Annotated in this window: 15 protein-coding genes and 1 riboswitch; of the genes, 9 read left to right on the top strand and 6 right to left on the bottom strand. The window is 70.6% G+C overall.

Annotated features, from left to right (window positions below; all coding sequences use genetic code 11):
- Nucleotides 1-52: 52 nt before the first annotated feature.
- The 3 genes from RBJ65_RS34535 to RBJ65_RS34525 are packed head-to-tail and all read right to left on the bottom strand — an operon-like array spanning nucleotide 53 to nucleotide 2,588.
- Nucleotides 53-1,333 (bottom strand): bifunctional 3,4-dihydroxy-2-butanone-4-phosphate synthase/GTP cyclohydrolase II, encoded by a 1,281-nt coding sequence (locus RBJ65_RS34535; protein WP_306320699.1) that lies wholly within the window; start codon nucleotides 1,331-1,333, stop codon nucleotides 53-55.
- The gene (locus RBJ65_RS34530; RefSeq protein WP_306320698.1) at nucleotides 1,330-1,989 is read right to left on the bottom strand and encodes a nicotinamide mononucleotide transporter family protein; all 660 of its coding nucleotides are present in this window, start codon (nucleotides 1,987-1,989) and stop codon (nucleotides 1,330-1,332) included. The genes RBJ65_RS34535 and RBJ65_RS34530 overlap by 4 nt, the downstream gene beginning before the upstream one ends.
- Nucleotides 1,986-2,588: a riboflavin synthase gene (locus tag RBJ65_RS34525; protein WP_306320697.1), complete on the bottom strand. Its 603-nt coding sequence runs from the start codon at nucleotides 2,586-2,588 to the stop codon at nucleotides 1,986-1,988. The genes RBJ65_RS34530 and RBJ65_RS34525 overlap by 4 nt, the downstream gene beginning before the upstream one ends.
- A 164-nt stretch (nucleotides 2,589-2,752) precedes the next feature.
- Nucleotides 2,753-2,884: riboswitch (FMN riboswitch) on the bottom strand.
- Between the two features lie 200 nt (nucleotides 2,885-3,084).
- Between RBJ65_RS34525 and RBJ65_RS34520 the strand changes: the two genes are divergently transcribed.
- The 3 genes from RBJ65_RS34520 to RBJ65_RS34510 are packed head-to-tail and all read left to right on the top strand — an operon-like array spanning nucleotide 3,085 to nucleotide 7,220.
- Entirely contained in the window at nucleotides 3,085-5,466 is a 2,382-nt protein-coding gene (locus RBJ65_RS34520; RefSeq protein ID WP_306320696.1) for a chitinase C-terminal domain-containing protein, read from the top strand.
- Nucleotides 5,467-5,506: 40 nt separating this feature from the next.
- Complete coding sequence (locus RBJ65_RS34515) at nucleotides 5,507-6,430, top strand: RNA polymerase sigma-70 factor (RefSeq protein WP_306320695.1); 924 nt, start codon at nucleotides 5,507-5,509, stop codon at nucleotides 6,428-6,430.
- Nucleotides 6,431-6,485: 55 nt separating this feature from the next.
- Nucleotides 6,486-7,220 carry an SDR family oxidoreductase gene (locus tag RBJ65_RS34510; protein ID WP_306320694.1) on the top strand — a complete coding sequence of 245 codons (735 nt, stop codon included), beginning with the start codon at nucleotides 6,486-6,488 and terminating at the stop codon, nucleotides 7,218-7,220.
- 179 nt (nucleotides 7,221-7,399) lie between these two features.
- Here the strand turns inward: RBJ65_RS34510 and RBJ65_RS34505 are convergent, their stop codons facing one another.
- On the bottom strand, nucleotides 7,400-8,557 hold the full coding sequence (locus RBJ65_RS34505; protein WP_306320736.1) for an ROK family transcriptional regulator: 1,158 nt from the start codon (nucleotides 8,555-8,557) through the stop codon (nucleotides 7,400-7,402).
- Between the two features lie 116 nt (nucleotides 8,558-8,673).
- Between RBJ65_RS34505 and RBJ65_RS34500 the strand changes: the two genes are divergently transcribed.
- Nucleotides 8,674-9,888: an MFS transporter gene (locus tag RBJ65_RS34500; RefSeq protein WP_306320693.1), complete on the top strand. Its 1,215-nt coding sequence runs from the start codon at nucleotides 8,674-8,676 to the stop codon at nucleotides 9,886-9,888.
- A 44-nt stretch (nucleotides 9,889-9,932) separates the two neighbouring features.
- On the opposite strand, the gene RBJ65_RS34495 is transcribed toward RBJ65_RS34500, so the two are convergent.
- A complete protein-coding gene (locus RBJ65_RS34495) occupies nucleotides 9,933-10,523 on the bottom strand; it encodes a helix-turn-helix domain-containing protein (protein WP_306320692.1) in 591 nt (196 codons plus the stop codon).
- 22 nt (nucleotides 10,524-10,545) lie between these two features.
- Entirely contained in the window at nucleotides 10,546-11,712 is a 1,167-nt protein-coding gene (locus tag RBJ65_RS34490) for an LLM class flavin-dependent oxidoreductase (RefSeq protein WP_306320691.1), read from the bottom strand.
- A gap of 219 nt (nucleotides 11,713-11,931) precedes the next feature.
- Between RBJ65_RS34490 and RBJ65_RS34485 the strand changes: the two genes are divergently transcribed.
- The 5 genes from RBJ65_RS34485 (at nucleotide 11,932) to RBJ65_RS34465 (ending at nucleotide 16,386) form a co-directional block, all read left to right on the top strand.
- Entirely contained in the window at nucleotides 11,932-13,311 is a 1,380-nt protein-coding gene (locus tag RBJ65_RS34485; RefSeq protein WP_306320690.1) for a cytosine permease, read from the top strand.
- On the top strand, nucleotides 13,308-13,811 hold the full coding sequence (locus RBJ65_RS34480) for a RidA family protein (protein WP_306320689.1): 504 nt from the start codon (nucleotides 13,308-13,310) through the stop codon (nucleotides 13,809-13,811). The genes RBJ65_RS34485 and RBJ65_RS34480 overlap by 4 nt, the downstream gene beginning before the upstream one ends.
- The gene (locus tag RBJ65_RS34475) at nucleotides 13,808-14,620 is read left to right on the top strand and encodes a creatininase family protein (RefSeq protein WP_306320688.1); all 813 of its coding nucleotides are present in this window, start codon (nucleotides 13,808-13,810) and stop codon (nucleotides 14,618-14,620) included. Before RBJ65_RS34480 ends, RBJ65_RS34475 begins: the two co-directional genes overlap by 4 nt.
- Nucleotides 14,621-14,683: 63 nt before the next feature.
- On the top strand, nucleotides 14,684-15,856 hold the full coding sequence (locus RBJ65_RS34470; RefSeq protein WP_306320687.1) for an alpha-hydroxy-acid oxidizing protein: 1,173 nt from the start codon (nucleotides 14,684-14,686) through the stop codon (nucleotides 15,854-15,856).
- A gap of 29 nt (nucleotides 15,857-15,885) precedes the next feature.
- Complete coding sequence (locus RBJ65_RS34465) at nucleotides 15,886-16,386, top strand: flavin reductase family protein (RefSeq protein WP_306320686.1); 501 nt, start codon at nucleotides 15,886-15,888, stop codon at nucleotides 16,384-16,386.
- The last annotated feature ends 1 nt before the right edge of the window (nucleotide 16,387 follow it).

Below are 16,387 nucleotides of genomic sequence, written 5' to 3'. Positions count from 1 at the left end.
CGCTTCTCCTCGTACGTACGTAGATCAACAGTCGGTTGTTACTGGGTTGCCGCTACTGGTTGTTGCAGGCCGACGCCGCGGAGGCGTCGAGCCACGGCAGGTCGTGGCCCATGCGGTCCCGCTTGGTGCGCAGGTAGCGCAGATTGTGCTCGCCCGCGGTGACCGGCATCGGCTCCCGCGCCGTGACCTTGAGGCCGTGGCGGGTGAGGGCGTCGGTCTTGTCGGGGTTGTTGGTCATCAGGCGCAGGCTGCGGACGCCGAGGTCGCCGAGGATCTGGGCGCCCGCCGCGTAGTCGCGGGCGTCGGCGGGCAGGCCGAGTTCCAGGTTGGCGTCGAGGGTGTCGCGGCCCTGCTCCTGGAGTTCGTACGCGCGCAGCTTGGAGACGAGGCCGATGCCGCGGCCCTCGTGTCCGCGCAGGTAGACGACGACGCCGCGGCCCTCGTCGACGATGCGGCGCATCGATTCCTCCAGCTGGGGGCCGCAGTCGCAGCGCAGGGAGTGGAAGACGTCGCCGGTGAGGCACTCGGAGTGGATCCGGGCGAGGACCTCCTCGCCGTCGCCGATCTCGCCGTGGACGAGGGCGACGTGCTCGACGCCGTCGACCGTGGAGCGGTAGCCGTAGGCCGTGAACTCGCCGAAGGCGGTGGGGAGTTGGACGGTGGCCTCGCGCTTGACCGTGGGCTCGGAGGTGCGGCGGTAGTCGATCAGGTCCTTGATGGAGATGATCGTCAGGCCGTGCCTGCGGGCGAACGGGACCAGCTCGGGCAGCCGCAGCATGACGCCGTCCTCGCCCGCGATCTCGACGATGGCGCCGGCGGGGCGCAGGCCCGCGAGCCGGGCGAGGTCGACGGCGGCCTCGGTGTGGCCGTCGCGGACGAGCACGCCGCCTTCCCTGGCGCGCAGCGGGAAGATGTGGCCGGGGCGGACGAAGTCGCCGGGCACGCTCTCGCCGGAGGCGAGCAGCTGGAGCGTGGCGGCGCGGTCGGCGGCCGAGATGCCGGTCGTGACGCCGTGCGCGCCGGAGGCGTCGACGGAGACGGTGAACGCGGTCTTCATCGACTCGGTGTTGTCGCCGACCATCTGCGGGAGTTCGAGCCGGTCGAGCTCGGCGCCCTCCATGGGGGCGCAGATCAGGCCGCGGCACTCGCTCATCATGAACGCGACGATCTCGGGCGTGATCTTCTCGGCGGCGACGACGAGGTCGCCCTCGTTCTCCCGGTCCTCGTCGTCGACGACCACGACGGGCCGTCCGGCGGCGATGTCGCGGATCGCCATCTCGACCGGGTCGAGGGCGAGGTCCTCGACCTCGTACAGGTTGGGTGCCGTGCTCATGCGCGGGCTCCTTCCATGGCCGTGGCCGGGGTGGCGGGGGCGGCGGCCGCGCGGGAGCGCAGCCACCAGTCGCGCATGCCCCACAGGACGAGCGCGCCGTAGATGACGTAGACGAATCCGGAGAAGGCGAAGCCGTTGGCGAAGTTCAGGGGGACGCCGACGAGGTCGACGAGCAGCCAGGCGAACCAGAACTCGACCATGCCGCGGGCCTGCGCGTACATGGCGACGACGGTGCCGACGAAGATGTAGGCGTCCGGCCACGGGTCCCAGGACAGCGTCGGGAACGCGGAGAACAGTCCGCCCACGGCGAGCGTGCCGACGGCCGCGGCGCCGATCAGGTAGCCGCGCTCGCGCCAGGTCGCGAAGCGGACGGCGATGGAGCCGTCCTGCGCCTGGCCCTTGCCGCGGTTCCACTGCCACCAGCCGTACAGGGCGACGAGGATGACGACGAGCTGCTTGCCCGCGCTGCCCGAGAGGTGGGCGGTGGCGAAGGCGGTGAGCAGGATGGCGCCGGAGAGGAGTTGGGCGGGCCAGGTCCATATGGAGCGGCGCCAGCCGAGCGCGAGGGCGATGAGGCCGACGGTGTTGCCGATCATGTCGGTCCAGAGGATGTGCTGGCCGAAGATCGTGAAGGCCTCGGTGTTGAGCCAGTTCACTTTCCGGCCTCCTGCTGGGTCAGCATCCGCTCGACGTACTTGGCGATGATGTCGACTTCGAGGTTCACCGGGTCCCCGGCCTGCTTCACGCCGAGCGTGGTCAGGGCGAGGGTGGTGGGGATGAGGCTGATGGTGAAGTAGTCGTCGGCGGCCTCGACGACCGTCAGGCTCACGCCGTCGACGGTGATCGAGCCCTTCTCGACGACGTACTTCGACAGCTCGGCCGGCAGCGAGATCTTGACGATCTCCCAGTGCTCGGAGGGGGTGCGCTCAACGATCGCGCCGGTGCCGTCGACGTGGCCCTGGACGACGTGTCCGCCGAAGCGGCCGTCGGCGATCATCGGTCGTTCGAGGTTGACGCGGGAGCCCGTGGTGAGCGCGCCGAGGCTGGAGCGCTTGAGGGTCTCGGCCATGACGTCGGCGGTGAACTCGTCGTTCTCGTGCTCGACGACGGTGAGGCAGACGCCGTTGACGGCGATGGAGTCACCGTGTTTCGCGCCTTCGGTGACGACGGGGCCGCGGACGCGGAAGCGGGAGGCGTCATCGAGGTTCTCGACGGCGGTGATCTCGCCCAGCTCTTCGACGATTCCGGTGAACACTTCCCGGGTCCTCCCTTTTCGGGCCTGGACTCCGGGGCACTGTCGTACGACGACGACAGAACGTACGGACAACGACACCGGGAGCGGGGAGCGACGCCGTGTTCGACACCTGTCCCGTGGGACCGGTGAAACAGCCGGCGACGCGCACTCGGGGTGCCCGTCCGCCGCGCACTGCCTCCCATCCGGACTTTAACCGTCGGTCCAGGAATTTCACCTGGTCAACCGGCCACTGGATCGTGACCGGGTCGCGGACTGTAACCGCCGGTTCGGACTTTCACCGACCCCGGAGTGCGCTGCTTCTGGTACACGGCCAGTGTGCCACGTCCGCTCGACGTGCATGCATGCGAACGGTGTGGCCTGACTCACAGGCGGTCGCGGGCGCGTACCGCACGGCTTGATTGAGATTGGTACAGACCTATTGACGGGTTGGTCTAGTCCTCTTAAGTTCCACGCAACTCAGCCGTGCACCACCGATCCCTCCACGGGAGGAACCGCCGTGCCGTACTTCAGACGCCCCAGACCCCCGAGACCCGCCCTTCTGGCAGGAGCCGCCGCGGTCGCCGGGCTGCTGCTCGCCTCGCTGCCCGCGAGCGTCTCGCACGCCGTCGACCACGAGGCCTGCCGCCCCGACGGCCTGTACGAGACGCCCGGCGTCGCCGTCCCGTACTGCTCGGTGTACGACGCCGACGGCCGCGAGAAGATGGGCACGGACCACCAGCGCCGGGTCATCGGCTACTTCACGGGCTGGCGCACCGGCAAGGACGGGCTGCCCGCCTATCTCGCCTCCGACATTCCGTGGGACAAGGTCACCCACATCAACTACGCCTTCGCGCACGTCGATTCGGGCAACAAGATCTCGGTGGGCGGGGACAGCGAGAAGAACGCCGCGACCGGAGTGACCTGGCCGGGCACCGCGGGCGCGGAAATGGACCCGGCCCTCCCCTACAAGGGCCACTTCAACCTTCTCAACAAGTTCAAGAAGCAGCACCCGAACGTCAAGACCATGATTTCTGTGGGCGGTTGGGCCGAGACCGGCGGCTATTTCGGCGACGACGGAAAGCGTGTCGACTCGGGCGGCTTCTACTCGATGGCGACGAACGCGGACGGCAGCGTCAATCAGGCCGGTATCGACACCTTCGCCGACTCGACCGTCTCCTTCATCAAGAAGTACGGATTCAACGGCGTCGACATCGACTACGAGTACCCGACGACGATGAAGGACGCGGGCAATCCGCTCGACTGGTCGCTCGCGAACGCCCGCAGGCCGGGCCTGGTCAAGGGATACGCGGCGCTGATGAAGACGCTGCGCGAGAAGCTGGACCGGGCGGGAGCGGCCGACGGCAAGCACTATCTGCTGTCGGTGGCGGCGCCGTCCTCCGGGTATCTGCTGCGCGGCATGGAGACCTTCCAGGTCCAGAAGTACCTGGACTACGTCAACATCATGTCGTACGACCTCCATGGCGCGTGGAACGAGTACGTGGGTCCGAACGCCTCGCTCTACGACGACGGGAAGGACGCCGAACTCGCGTCCGCTGGCGTGTATTCGACGTCTCAATACGGTGGCATCGGTTATCTGAACACCGACTGGGCGTACCACTACTTCCGCGGCTCGATGCCGGCGGGCCGGATCAATATCGGGCTGCCGTACTACACACGCGGATTCAAGAATGTGCAGGGCGGTACGAACGGTCTGTGGGGCAAGGCCCCGGCCACGACCTGTCCGGCGGGCGCGGGTCTGACGAAGTGCGGTGACGGCGCCGTCGGAATCGACAACCTCTGGCACGATCTCGACACCAACGGCAAGGAATCCCCCGCCGGTTCGAACCCGATGTGGCACGCGAAGAACCTTGAGAAGGGCGTCGTCGGTGACTACGTCACGAAGTACGGATTCCCCGCCGACACCAAGCTGACGGGCACGTACCAGCGGAATTACGACTCGACGCTCGTCGCGCCCTGGCTGTGGAACTCCGAGAAGAAGGTGTTCCTTTCCACGGAGGACGAGCAGTCGGTGGCCACCAAGGCGAAGTACGTCGCCGACAAGGGCATCGGCGGCGCGATGATCTGGGAGCTGGCGGGCGACTACGGCTGGAACGCCGGTAAGGGCCAGTACGAGCCGGGGACGACGCTGACGAACACGCTCTACGACGCCTTCAAGTCCACGACTCCGTACGGCGCGAAGCGGTCGAAGGTCGAGCTGCCGAGTGAGGCGCTCGATGTTGATGTGAGCTTCGGGGAGTTCCCGTTGGGCGACTCCAACTACCCGATCTCGCCCAAGGTGAAGATCACGAACAACACGAAGACGACGCTGCCGGGCGGCACGGAGTTCCAGTTCGACTACGGAACCTCGGCGCCTGCCAACGCCAAGGACCAGTCCGGGTTCGGCACGACGATCGTGCGCAGCGACCACAGCGGAAGCAATGTGGGCGGCCTGAAGGGCGACTACAACCGGGTCTCGCTGAAGCTGCCGAGCTGGCAGTCGCTCGCGCCGGGCGCGTCCGTGTCGCTGGACTTCGTGTACTACCTGCCGGTGTCGACGCCGTCGAACTGGACGGTGAGCTTCGGCGGGAAGACGTACGGGCTGGCCGGGGATCTGACGCGGGGGGCGAAGGTGGTTGAGCCGGGGTCGGATTCGGGTTCGGGGACGGATCCGGGGCCGACGCCATCACCGACCTCGACCTCGACCTCGACTCCGACGCCTACGCCTACGCCGACCGGTGGTGCCTGTACGGCTCCCGCCTGGGCCGCCGCCGACTCGTACAACGGTGGCGCCGTCGTCTCCCACAAGGGCCACTCCTGGAAGGCGAAGTGGTGGACGAAGGGCGAGGAACCGGGGTCGACCGGTGAATGGGGTGTGTGGCAGGACCAGGGGGCCTGCTGACGCCACGGGCATCGGGCTCCGGTCTGGCAGGCTGAGCGGCGTGAACACGCCGCTCAGCCCACCAGACCGCGCCGCCGAGTTCGAGAGTCACCGGCCCCGGATGTTCGGCCTCGCCTACCGGATGCTCGGCTCCGCCGAGGAGGCCAAGGACACGGTGCAGGACGCGTATCTGCGGTTCGCCGCCGCCGAGCCGGGCACCGTCGAGCACGTCGGCGCCTGGCTCGCCAAGGTCGTCACGAACCTCTGCCTCAATCGCCTGACTTCGGCCCGCGTACAGCGAGAGCGGTACGTGGGCCCTTGGCTGCCCGAACCCGTCCTCACCTCGGACGGCACGCTCGGGCCGCTGGAGTCCGCCGAGCAGTTGGACTCGGTGTCCTGCGCGCTGCTGGTCCTTCTTGAGCGGCTCACGCCGACGGAGCGGGCGGTGTACGTGCTGCGCGAGGCCTTCTCGTACGGGTACCGGGAGATCGCCGGGGTGCTCGACCTCGGTGAGGCCAACTGCCGTCAGCTGTACCGGCGTTCGGTGGCGCGGATTCGGGAGGAACGGGCGCGGTTCGAGCCGGCGGAGCGGGTGCGGCGGGAGCTGGTCGAGGCGTTCGTGGGCGCGGCCCGCGAGGGCGATCTGGCCGGTCTCGAGAAGATCCTCGCCACGGATGTGCGGTGGTGGGGCGACGGCGGCGGCAAGGTCACGGCGGCGCGCAAGGCCGTCGAGGGCCGGGAGAAGGTGCTGCGGTTCCTGGAGGGCATCGCCGAGAGGTATCTGGTGGGCGTCGAGCTGTTCGTCGCCGAGATCAACGGGGAGCCGGGGATCGTCGCGCGGCGGGCGGACGGTGGCCTGTTCGCGGTGGTCTGCTTCGAGGTGCGGGAAGGGCGCGTTTCGGTCGGGCGGACGATCCTCAATCCGGACAAGCTGGGGTTCGTGACCCGGCAGCTGTCACATTCGGGTGGGCCGGCCGGTTCCTAGGTGGCGAGGGGCGTTCCGCAGGGGGACGCCTCGGCGCGAAGGAGCTGAGAACGCGATGACCACGATCCTGGTGACCGGCGGAACCGGCACGCTCGGCCGGCTCGTCACCGAGCGGCTGCGGGCGGACGGGCACGAGGTGCGGGTGCTGAGCAGGCACAGCGAGCCGTACGCGGTGGACCTTCGGGAGGGCGGGCCCGCGCTCGACCGGGCCGTGACGGGCGTGGACGTGATCGTGCACTGTGCGACGACGCAGACCGGTGGGGACGAGAAGGCGGCGCGGAATCTGGTGGCGGCGGCGCGGCGGGCCGAGGTCCCGCACCTCCTCTACATCTCGATCGTCGGCGTGGACAAGGTGCCCTTCCCGTACTACAAGGCGAAGCTCGCCGTGGAGCGGCTGATCGAGGAGTCGGGGCTCGGGTGGACGGTGCTGCGGGCGACGCAGTTCCACGACCTGGTGGTGACGATCGTGCGGGCGGCGGCGAAGTTGCCGGTGGTGTTGCTGCCGGCGGGGGTGAGTGATCAGCCGGTCGAGGTGGGGGAAGTGGCGGAGCGGTTGGCGGAGTTGGCGGTGCTGCCTCCGGCGGGGCGGGTGGAGGACATGGGTGGGCCGGAGGTGCGGACGTTCGCGGATCTTGCGCGTACGTATCTGGGGGCGGTGGGGAAGCGGCGGGCGGTTGTCTCGGTTCCGCTGGCCGGGAAGGCGTATCGGGCGTTTCGGGAGGGTGAGCACCTGGTGCCGTCCCGGCGGGTCGGGAAGGTGACGTTCGCGGAGTACTTGGCTCGGCGTTGACCGTTCCTACGCCGCGGGGCGCTGCCCCGGGCCCCGCGCCTCAAACGCCGGCGGGGCTGGATGCGGCTCTCTCTCGCCGCCGACAGCGAAAAAGGCTGGGGCTCTGCCCCATACCCCGCTGCTCAATCGCCGCAGGGGCTTGACCTATTAAGCCCCGCCGGCGATTGAGCCCCGGGGCGTCAGCCACGGGTGGGGTACAGGGTGGTCTGGGCCGACTCACGGGCCATCAGGAGCGCGCCGCGCAGAACCGCTCCGCCGCCCAGCTCACCGGCCCGCACCTCCGTCGCCAGCGGCGACATGCGCGACAACCTCTCGGCCACCCGCCCGGCAAGGGCCTCCCCTCCGGCGCGGCCCACCTCGCCCGCGAGGACCACGCACCCCGGATCGAGGACGGCGACCACCGCGGCGGCGCCCAGGGCCACTCGGTCGGCGAGGGCGTCGAGGAAGGGTGGGGGGCCGGAGCGGACCACGTCTGCCGCCCGTTCCAGCGGCTCGCGCGGGCCCACGAGGCCGTGTTCGGCGGCGAGTTCGAGGATCGCCGCCGAGCCCGCCAGGGAGTGGAAGCCGCCGTCGCAGCCGGACGCGGACGGCAGTCCGACCGTCCCCGGCACCGGCAGGAAACCGACCTCACCCGTACCGCCGGAGGCACCGCGCCGCAGCTTTCCGTCGAGGACGACGGCCGCGCCGATGCCGAGGCCGAGCCAGAGCAGCACGAAGGTCTCGCGGTCGCGGGCGGCGCCGTCGCGGCGTTCGGCAATGGCGGCGAGGTTCGTCTCGTTCTCCACCAGCACCCGCGCGGGCAGGCGTTCTTGGAGCGCGGCGATCAGGCTGCGGTGCCACCGCGGCAGGCCCGACGAGTCGCGCAGCGAACCCGTCGCGGGGTCGATGAGCCCGGGCGCGCCCACCCCGACCGTGTGCAGCCGCTCGGCGCCCGCCTCCTTCGCCGTGCGCTCCAGGGTCGCGACGGTGTGCTCGACCGCGGCCGATGCCTCCTCCCCCGCCGCCACCGGCACCGCCGCCTCGGCGAGCACCGTGCCCATCAGGTCGGCGACGACGAGACGTACGCCTTCGGTGCGGACGTCGAGCGCGGCGAGGTGGGCGAGGTCGGTCACGATGCCGTAGAGGCGGGCGTTCGGGCCGCGGCGCTGGGCGCCGGACTCGCCGACGACCGTGATGAGGCCGGCTGCCGTGAGGCGTTCGACGAGGTCGGCGACCGTGGGGCGGGACAGGCCGGTGCGCTCCTTCAACTGCCCTGCGGTGAGCGGCCCTTCGTCCTGGAGAAGGCGCAGCGCGAGCCGGTCGTTGATGGCTCGGGCGGTCCTGGGGGACGCGGGCACAGCGGGCGTGGCGGGCATGGCGGGATCCTACGCGGATATTCCTCTCACTATCAGGCAGGGTTCCTGATAGTTTACGGCGGCACGCACGCAAGGGACACCTGGGGAGGGCCTGCCGCATGGCAGAAGTGACGTATGCAGTAAGGGAGTTGAAGCGGGCGCGGTACGCGGTCGCCGCTGTTTTCTGTATTCATGGCTCGGTGACGGGGTCGTTCGCGACGCGGGTGCCGTGGATCCAGGAGCACGCGAGCGTGAGCCCCGGGCAGTTGGGGCTCGCGCTGGCGTTCCCGGCGATCGGCGCCTCGGTCGCGATGCCGCTGGCGGGCCGCGTCAGCCACCGCTTCGGCGCCCGCGCCGCGCTGCGCGGGCTCCTCGCGCTGTGGACGCTGGCGCTGGTCCTGCCCTCGCTGGCGCCGAACCTGCTCACGCTGTGCGTCGCGCTGTTCGTCTACGGGGCGACGTCCGGCATGGCGGACGTCGCGATGAACGCGCTGGGCGTCGAGATCGAGAACCGGCTCGACAAATCGATCATGTCGGGGCTGCACGGGCTGTGGAGCGTGGGCGCGCTGCTCGGCTCGCTCGGCGGCACCGTCGCCGCGCACCTGGGCGCGGACGCGCGACTGCACCACGCGCTCGCCGCGGGCGTCCTGACCGTCGCGGGCGTGACCGCCTGCCGGTGGGTGCTCGACCTGCGCCCGGCCGAGGAGGAGGAGCCGCCGCCGCGCTTCGCGCTGCCGCCCAAGTCGGCGCTGCTGATCGGCGCGGTCGGGTTCTGCGCGGTGTTCGCGGAGGGCGCGAGCCTGGACTGGTCGGCGGTGTATCTGCGGGACGTGCTCGACACATCGGCCGGGCTCGCGGCCGCCTGCACCACGGCGTTCACGCTGACGATGGCGGTGGTGCGGCTCGTGGGCGACGCGGTGGTGGACCGGTTCGGCGCGGTGCGCACCGTGCGGATCGGCGGCGTCGTGGCCACGCTCGGCGCGCTGCTCGTCGTCCTCGCGCCGGTCCCGGGGGTGGCGATGGCCGGATTCGGCCTGCTGGGCGTGGGCATCGCCGTCGTGGTTCCGCTGTGCTTCGCCGCCGCGGGGCGCAGCGGCCCGAACCCGAGCCAGGCCATCGCGGGCGTCGCCACCATCACGTACACCTCGGGTCTGATCGCGCCGAGCCTGATCGGCGGCGTCGCGCAGGCGACGAGCCTGGTGGTGTCGTTCTGCGTGGTCACCCTGCTGGCGAGCGGCCTCGCGGTGTTCGCGAAGGTACTGCGCGGCGGGGACCGTACGCGGACGGGGGCGGGCGAGCCGAGTCCCGCGCGCGCCGTGGATCCCGCGCCGTAGGAGGGGACGGTGGGCGGCCCGCTCCGCATGCGGGCCGCCCACCGTCACTCCTTCGAGACGATGAGCAGCAGCCGCACCTCGGAGTCGTCGAGGACCCGCCAGCGGTGCGGGAGCGAGCCGGGGTAGCTGACGACCTCGGTGGGCCCGAGCCGTTCCCTTCGGCCGTTCTCGAAGTCGATTTCGATCGACCCGGTCACGACGTAGATCAGCTCGTGCCCGGGGTGCTGGAAGTACTCCTCGAACTCGGCCGGTCCACCCGTGTACTCGATCGGCTGGACCGGCCAGTCGTGCCGGGTCAGGGAGCGCACCACGGCGCCGTTGGGGGTGTCGGTGCGCGGGACCCGGAGCCCGTCGCCCTCGCGCAGCACGTCCACTTCCTGCTCGGCGGGGTGCGCGAGGAGGGCCGAGATCGTGGTGTCCAGGGTGCGTGCGATCCGGTTCAGCGTGGTGATGCTGGCCGTGGTGAGCCCGCGCTCCAGCTGGCTGAGGAAGGCGTGCGACAGGTCGGCGCTCTCGCCGAGCTGCTGCAGGGTCAGCTTTCTGGCCTGCCGCAGGGACCTGATCCGCACCCCCAACAGCCGCATCAGGTGGTCGTCTTCGGGTCGGGGGCTGTCCGCGACCGGTTTGCGTGCCACGAGAGAAGACTACCTATCGCCGTCAGCCGAGCAGCGGGACGACCTCTTCGGTGAAGCGCCGCATCTGTTCGGCGGCCATGTCGTAGGTGTGCCCGGGGAAGTGCGGGAACAGCACCAGGTGTTCAAGGCCCAGGGCGTCGCGGTGGTGGGCGACGATTTCGGCGACCTCCTCCGCGGTGCCGACGGCCCACGTCTTCTGCGCGGTGGACTCCTCCAGGGTGGGGACGAGGCCGGGCGGCGCCGGCTTGCCGTCCGCGCCCATGTAGCCGCGGCTCCAGCCGAACGGCGCGAGCAGGTTCCAGAACTCGTCGTGCCCGCGCCGCCCCGTCTTCCACGCCTGCTCGTGGGTGTCGCCGATGTGGAACGGCAGCACCAGGATGCGGTTCTGGCCGGGGCCGAGCGCGTCGTCGTGGTGCTCGGCGTACAGCTCGGCGTACCGCTTCCACTGCGACTCGATGAACGAGTGGTGCTGGTTCCACCACACGCAGCCGTGCCCGGCCTTCGCGGCGTAGTCAAGGGTCGGCGGGCTGGTGACGGCCTGCCAGATGCTCACCGGGTGCAGCGGGCCGGGCAGCAGCGACAGGGTTTCGACCGGCTCGCCGTCCGGGCCCTCGGTGCCGGGCGGCGGGAACTCGAAGAACTTGCCCTTGTACGAGAAGGACTCCTCCGCGAGGGCGGTGCGGATGATGTCCATGTACTCGGCGAACACCTCGCGGTTGTGCTCGTCGGCCGCGGCCCGGGCGTCGCCCTCGGCGATGTGGATGTCCGCCTGGTGCGCGGCGAGGCTGCGCAGTTCGCGCGGGACGGTCCCGCGGCCGACGCCGAGCACCGCGCGTCCGCCGGAGAGATTGAGCAGCGTGCTGAAGTCCTCGGCGAGGCGCAGCGGATGCCATTGGGGAACGATGTTGAACATCGCGCCCACCTGGATGCGTCGGGTGCGCGCGACCAGATTGGCCTCCAGGAGCAGGGAGTTGGGGACGACCTCGTACCCTTCGTGCTGGAAGTGGTGTTCGGCGAGCCAGTAACTGTCGTAGCCCAACTCCTCGGCCAGTACGCCGAGTTCGAGAAGTCGCTCGGTCGCGTGCCACACCTCCTCACGAGAGGCCCGGCGCTGTCCGGCCGGGAGCCACTGTCCGTTCCGCACATCGGCCATCTCGATCGATCCGAAGTAGAAGACGCCGTATCGCACGCCGCACCTCCCAGTAGCGGGGCCGCTCCAGGGCGGGGCCGCCCCGGAGCGGGGTCGTCGAGCGAGGTCCGCCTCGACGCTCCTTGTAAGTGATACTTACATCGGCGTCGACGTCAAGACCGCGCGAAACGGCAATCACCCTTGACAGCACAGCCTGTTGGGCGAACTCTCGACTCCAGATGTTCGTGACATCAACAGTCGCCTCCCGTGGAGGGCCCCATGAGTGTCGAGCGCAACGGGATCGAACACGTCGCCGAGGACGAACGGCGGGGCAGAGTCTCCTCGTCGTTCACGCTCTGGTTCTCGGGAAATCTCCAGTACTCGGCCATCGTCGTCGGGGCGCTGCCCACGGCGTTCCTCGGCCTGAGCTTCGTCCAGGCCGCCTGCGCCCTGGCGGTCGGCACCCTCGTCGGGAGCCTGCTGCTCGGCCTCACCTCGTCGATGGGGCCACGGGCGGGGACGGCCCAAATGGTGCAGTCCCGCGGCCCGTTCGGGTACCTCGGCAATGTCCTGCCGACCCTGTTCCTGTTCATGACGGGCTTCGGCTTCTTCGCGGTGAACACCGCGCTCGGGGCCTACATCGTGCGGTACCTGTTCGGCATTCCGTTCCTCGGTGCCGTCGTCCTCGTCGCCGCGCTCCAGATGGTCATCGTGGTCATCGGCCACGACCTCGTGCACAAGGTCGAGCGGGCACTCGTGCCGGTCATGGGCGTGCTGTTCGTCGTGGTGACGGTCTACGGGCTGAAGGCCGGCGATCTGACCGCCCCGGGCAAGGGCGCCGAGCACGGCGTCGTCGGGGCCATGCTCACGGCGGTCGCGCTCAGTTCCTCGCGCACCTTCGGCTTCGCGATCTGCGCCTCGGACTACACCCGCTATCTGCCCACCGACACCAGCCGCAGGAAGGTCACGGGGGCGACCTTCCTCGGGGCCGCCGTGGCCGGGCTCTGGATGCATCTGCTCGGCGCGGCGATCGGCTCGGTCATCTTTCCGCAGAGCCCGACGGACCTCGTCACCGCCATCGCGCCGCCGTTCGTCGCGGTCATCGCGCTCATCCCGCTGCTGGCCTCGACGGTCGCCGCCGGTGTCATCGACATCTACTCCGGCTCGCTCGCCCTGCTGATCGCCGACATCCCGCTGCGCCGCTGGGTGTCCGCCCTCGTGACCGGGGTCGCCGGGGGTTCGCTCGCCTGGTGGGCCGGGGTCGGGGGCGGGGCGTTCGCCAACTTCCAGAACTTCCTTTTCCTGATGGGCTATTGGGTGGGTCCCTGGCTCGGCGTGACGCTCACCGACCATCTGGTGTTCCAGCGCGGGGACGGGGTGCGGGCGGCCTGGTTCTACGACCGCTCCTGGCGGCTGGGCCCCGGGCTTCCCGCCTTCGTCCTCGGCGTCCTGGTGTCCGTCCCGTTCATGAACCAGGAGCTGTACGTCGGGCCCGTCGCCGCGCGGTACCCCTTCCTCGGCGACATCACGTACTGGATCGGCGGAGCCGTCGCGTCCCTCGCCTACCTGGCGATCCGGTACAGCCGCAGGTCCTGGTCGGTGGGCGCCCGCACGAAGGGCGCCCCGGCCGCCGCCGGCCTGGACCGGAGCCCCGCGTGAGCGCCAAGCGGGGACTCGGCCCGCTGTACTACGGGACGGCCCAGCAGCCGTGGAGCCGTGGCGCCGCGGCCGGCCAATGGGTCGTCACCAGCGGCATCGACGGTGTCATCGACGACTCCGGGACCGCGCTGTCCGGCGTCGAGTCCCAGACGGTCATGGTCCTTGAGCGGATCCGGGCGATCCTCGCCGACGCGGGATGCGCCGTCGACGACATCGTGGCGCTCGACCAGTACCTGGCCGACCCCGCCGAACGCTCCGCGTACATGCGGGTGCGGGACCGGTGGCTCGCCGAGCACGGCCCCGGCCTGTACGCCCGGCGCGACTACGCGTCGCTGCTGGTCTATCCGCGCCTGGCCACGCCGCAGATGCGCGTCGAGATCCGGGCCGTCGCCCACCTGACCGGTCTTCCCCAGGTCCCCGGTCTTCCCCAGGTCCCCGATCCGCCCCACCGTTCCGATCTTCCCGGCCTTTCCGATCCGACCCCGCAGGAGGGTTCATGACGTCCCCGTCGCGCCGCTTCGCCGAGTTGAGCGTGGCCCAGGTCCGAAGCCGGTGCTCGGCCGACTCCGTCGCGGTCCTGCCGGTCGGCGCCGTCGAGCAGCACGGCCCGCACCTCCCCCTGATCACCGACGCGCTCGTCGCGGAGGCCGCGAGCACGGCGGCCGTGGACCGGCACGGCGAGGAGCTCGACCTGTGGCTGCTGCCGACGCTGACGTACGGCAGGTCCGTGGAGCACGAGTGGGCCCCGGGCACCCTGTCCCTGTCGACCAGCACCTTCGCCGCCGTACTCGCCGACCTCGGGCGCGGCGTCGCCGCCACCGGGATCCGCCGCCTCGTGCTGGTCAACGGGCACGGCGGCAACTCGTCCGAGATCCAGACGATGCTGCGCGACCTGCGCCGCGCCCACGGACTGCTGACCTTCGCGGTGAACGCGTTCCCGCCGCCGGAGGAGGACCCGTTCGCCGACGTCGAGCGGGGGCAGGGCATCCACGGCGGAGCGGGCGAGACCTCGCTCCTGCTGCATCTGCGCCCGGATCTCGTCGACATGGACGCCGCGGCGCCGCGCCTGCCGCGCGGCCTGGCCGACAACACGCACGTCCGGTTCGGCGGCACTGTGGGCTTCGGCTGGCTGTCCGACGACTTCGGCCCCGACGGCTATCTGGGCGACCCGACACGGGCGAGCGCCGACACCGGCCGCAAGGCCTTCGCCGCGATGACCGCACAACTCGGGGAGCAGCTGGCCGAGATCGCCCGCTTCGACTTCACCCACCACCTCGCCACACACCACCGCACCGTCCCCGTGCTCTGAAGCCACACCACCCGCCGCCACTCTCCCCCCACCCTCCGCCACTCTCCGTACGAAGGAACCACCATGCCCACACCGCAGTACGGCGACTATCAATACGAGATCTACTTCGACGCCCTCGACGGCATCGCCCCTCGGTTCCCGGTCGACGCGGCCTCGCTGGAGCGCAAGGCCGCCGAGGTGCTCCCCTGGTGGCTGCACTCGTACGTCGCCGGGGGCTGCGGCGACGAGGGCACGCAGCGCGCGAACACGGCGGCCTTCGCCCACCACGGGATCGTGCCGCGGATGCTGAACGGCGCCTACGAACGGGACCTGTCGGTCGACCTGTTCGGGATGTCGCTGCCCAGCCCGCTGTTCATGGCCCCGATCGGCGTGATCGGCCTGTGCGGCCAGGACTTCCACGGCGACATCTCCGTCGCGCGGGCCTCGGCGCGCACCGGCGTCCCGATGGTCGGCTCCGTGCTCATGCAGGACCCGATGGAGGACGTCGCCGCGCACTGCGGCGACACCCCGGGCATGTTCCAGCTCTACGTTCCCCGCGACCGCGACCTCGCGGCGAGCCTGGTCGAACGCGCCGAGGCGGCCGGATACCGCGCGATCGTGGTCACCGTCGACACGTGGACGACCGGCTGGCGGCCGCGGGACCTCAACACGGGCACCTTCCCGCAGCTGCGCGGGTACGTCCTGGAGAACTACTTCTCGGACCCGGCGTTCCTCAAGCGGCTCGCCGTGCCCCCGGCCGACGACCCGCGCGCGGCGGTCCGGGAGTGGATCGGGATCTGGGCCAACTCCCTGCACTGGGACGACCTTCCGTGGCTGCGCTCGCTCACCTCGCTGCCGATCCTGCTCAAGGGCATCTGCCACCCGGACGACGTCCGCCGCGCCCGCGACCACGGCATAGACGGCATCTACTGCTCCAACCACGGCGGCCGCCAGGCCAACGGCGGACTGCCCGCCCTCGACGCGCTGCCCGGTGTGGTCGAGGCCGCCGACGGGATGCCGGTGCTCTTCGACTCCGGGGTCCGCTCCGGCTCCGACGCGGCGAAGGCGCTCGCGCTCGGCGCGACCGCGGTCGGGATCGGACGGCCGTACGCGTACGCGCTCGCGGTCGGTGGCGTGGACGGCGTGGTGGCGCAACTGCGGTCGCTGCTCGCGGAGTTGGACCTGCTGATGGCGATCGACGGTTTCCCGGCCCTGGCCGACCTGCGGGCCGCGGGCACCGTACCGGTCAGGGCCTGAACCCTCCCCACGGACCAGGAGAGACAGACATGCACACGAAACAACTGCCGTCGTTCCGCGAGGTCCTGGGCCACTTCGCGTCCGGCGTGACCGTCGTGACCGGAGTCGACGAGCACGGCCCGGTCGGCTTCACCTGTCAGTCGTTCTCGTCGCTGTCGCTGGATCCGCCGCAGATCATCGTCCTGCCGGGACGGTCGTCGACGAGCTGGCCGCGCATCGCCGCCGGTGGCCGCTTCTGCGTGAACATCCTCGCCGACCACCAGGGGGACATCAGCACGGCCTTCGCGACGTCGGGCATCGACAAGTTCGCCGGCGTCGCCTGGACCCGCTCCCCCTCGGGGCTGCCGCGCCTGGACGGGACCTGCGCCTGGCTGGACTGCACGGTCGCGGAGGTCCACCCCGGCGGCGACCACTTCATCGTCATCGGCGCGGTCGACGACCTCGGCGCCGCGCTGCACGCCGACCCCCTGCTGTTCCACCGGGGCCACTACGCGGGCATGGCGGGGCCGGGGACCGGGCCCGCGCGATGAC

Source organism: Streptomyces sp. KL109B, from assembly GCF_030766935.1.
In the GTDB taxonomy this organism is placed as follows: domain Bacteria; phylum Actinomycetota; class Actinomycetes; order Streptomycetales; family Streptomycetaceae; genus Streptomyces.
Note: the sequence above shows the minus strand (reverse complement) of the source record. Positions and strands in the feature narration are given on the sequence as shown.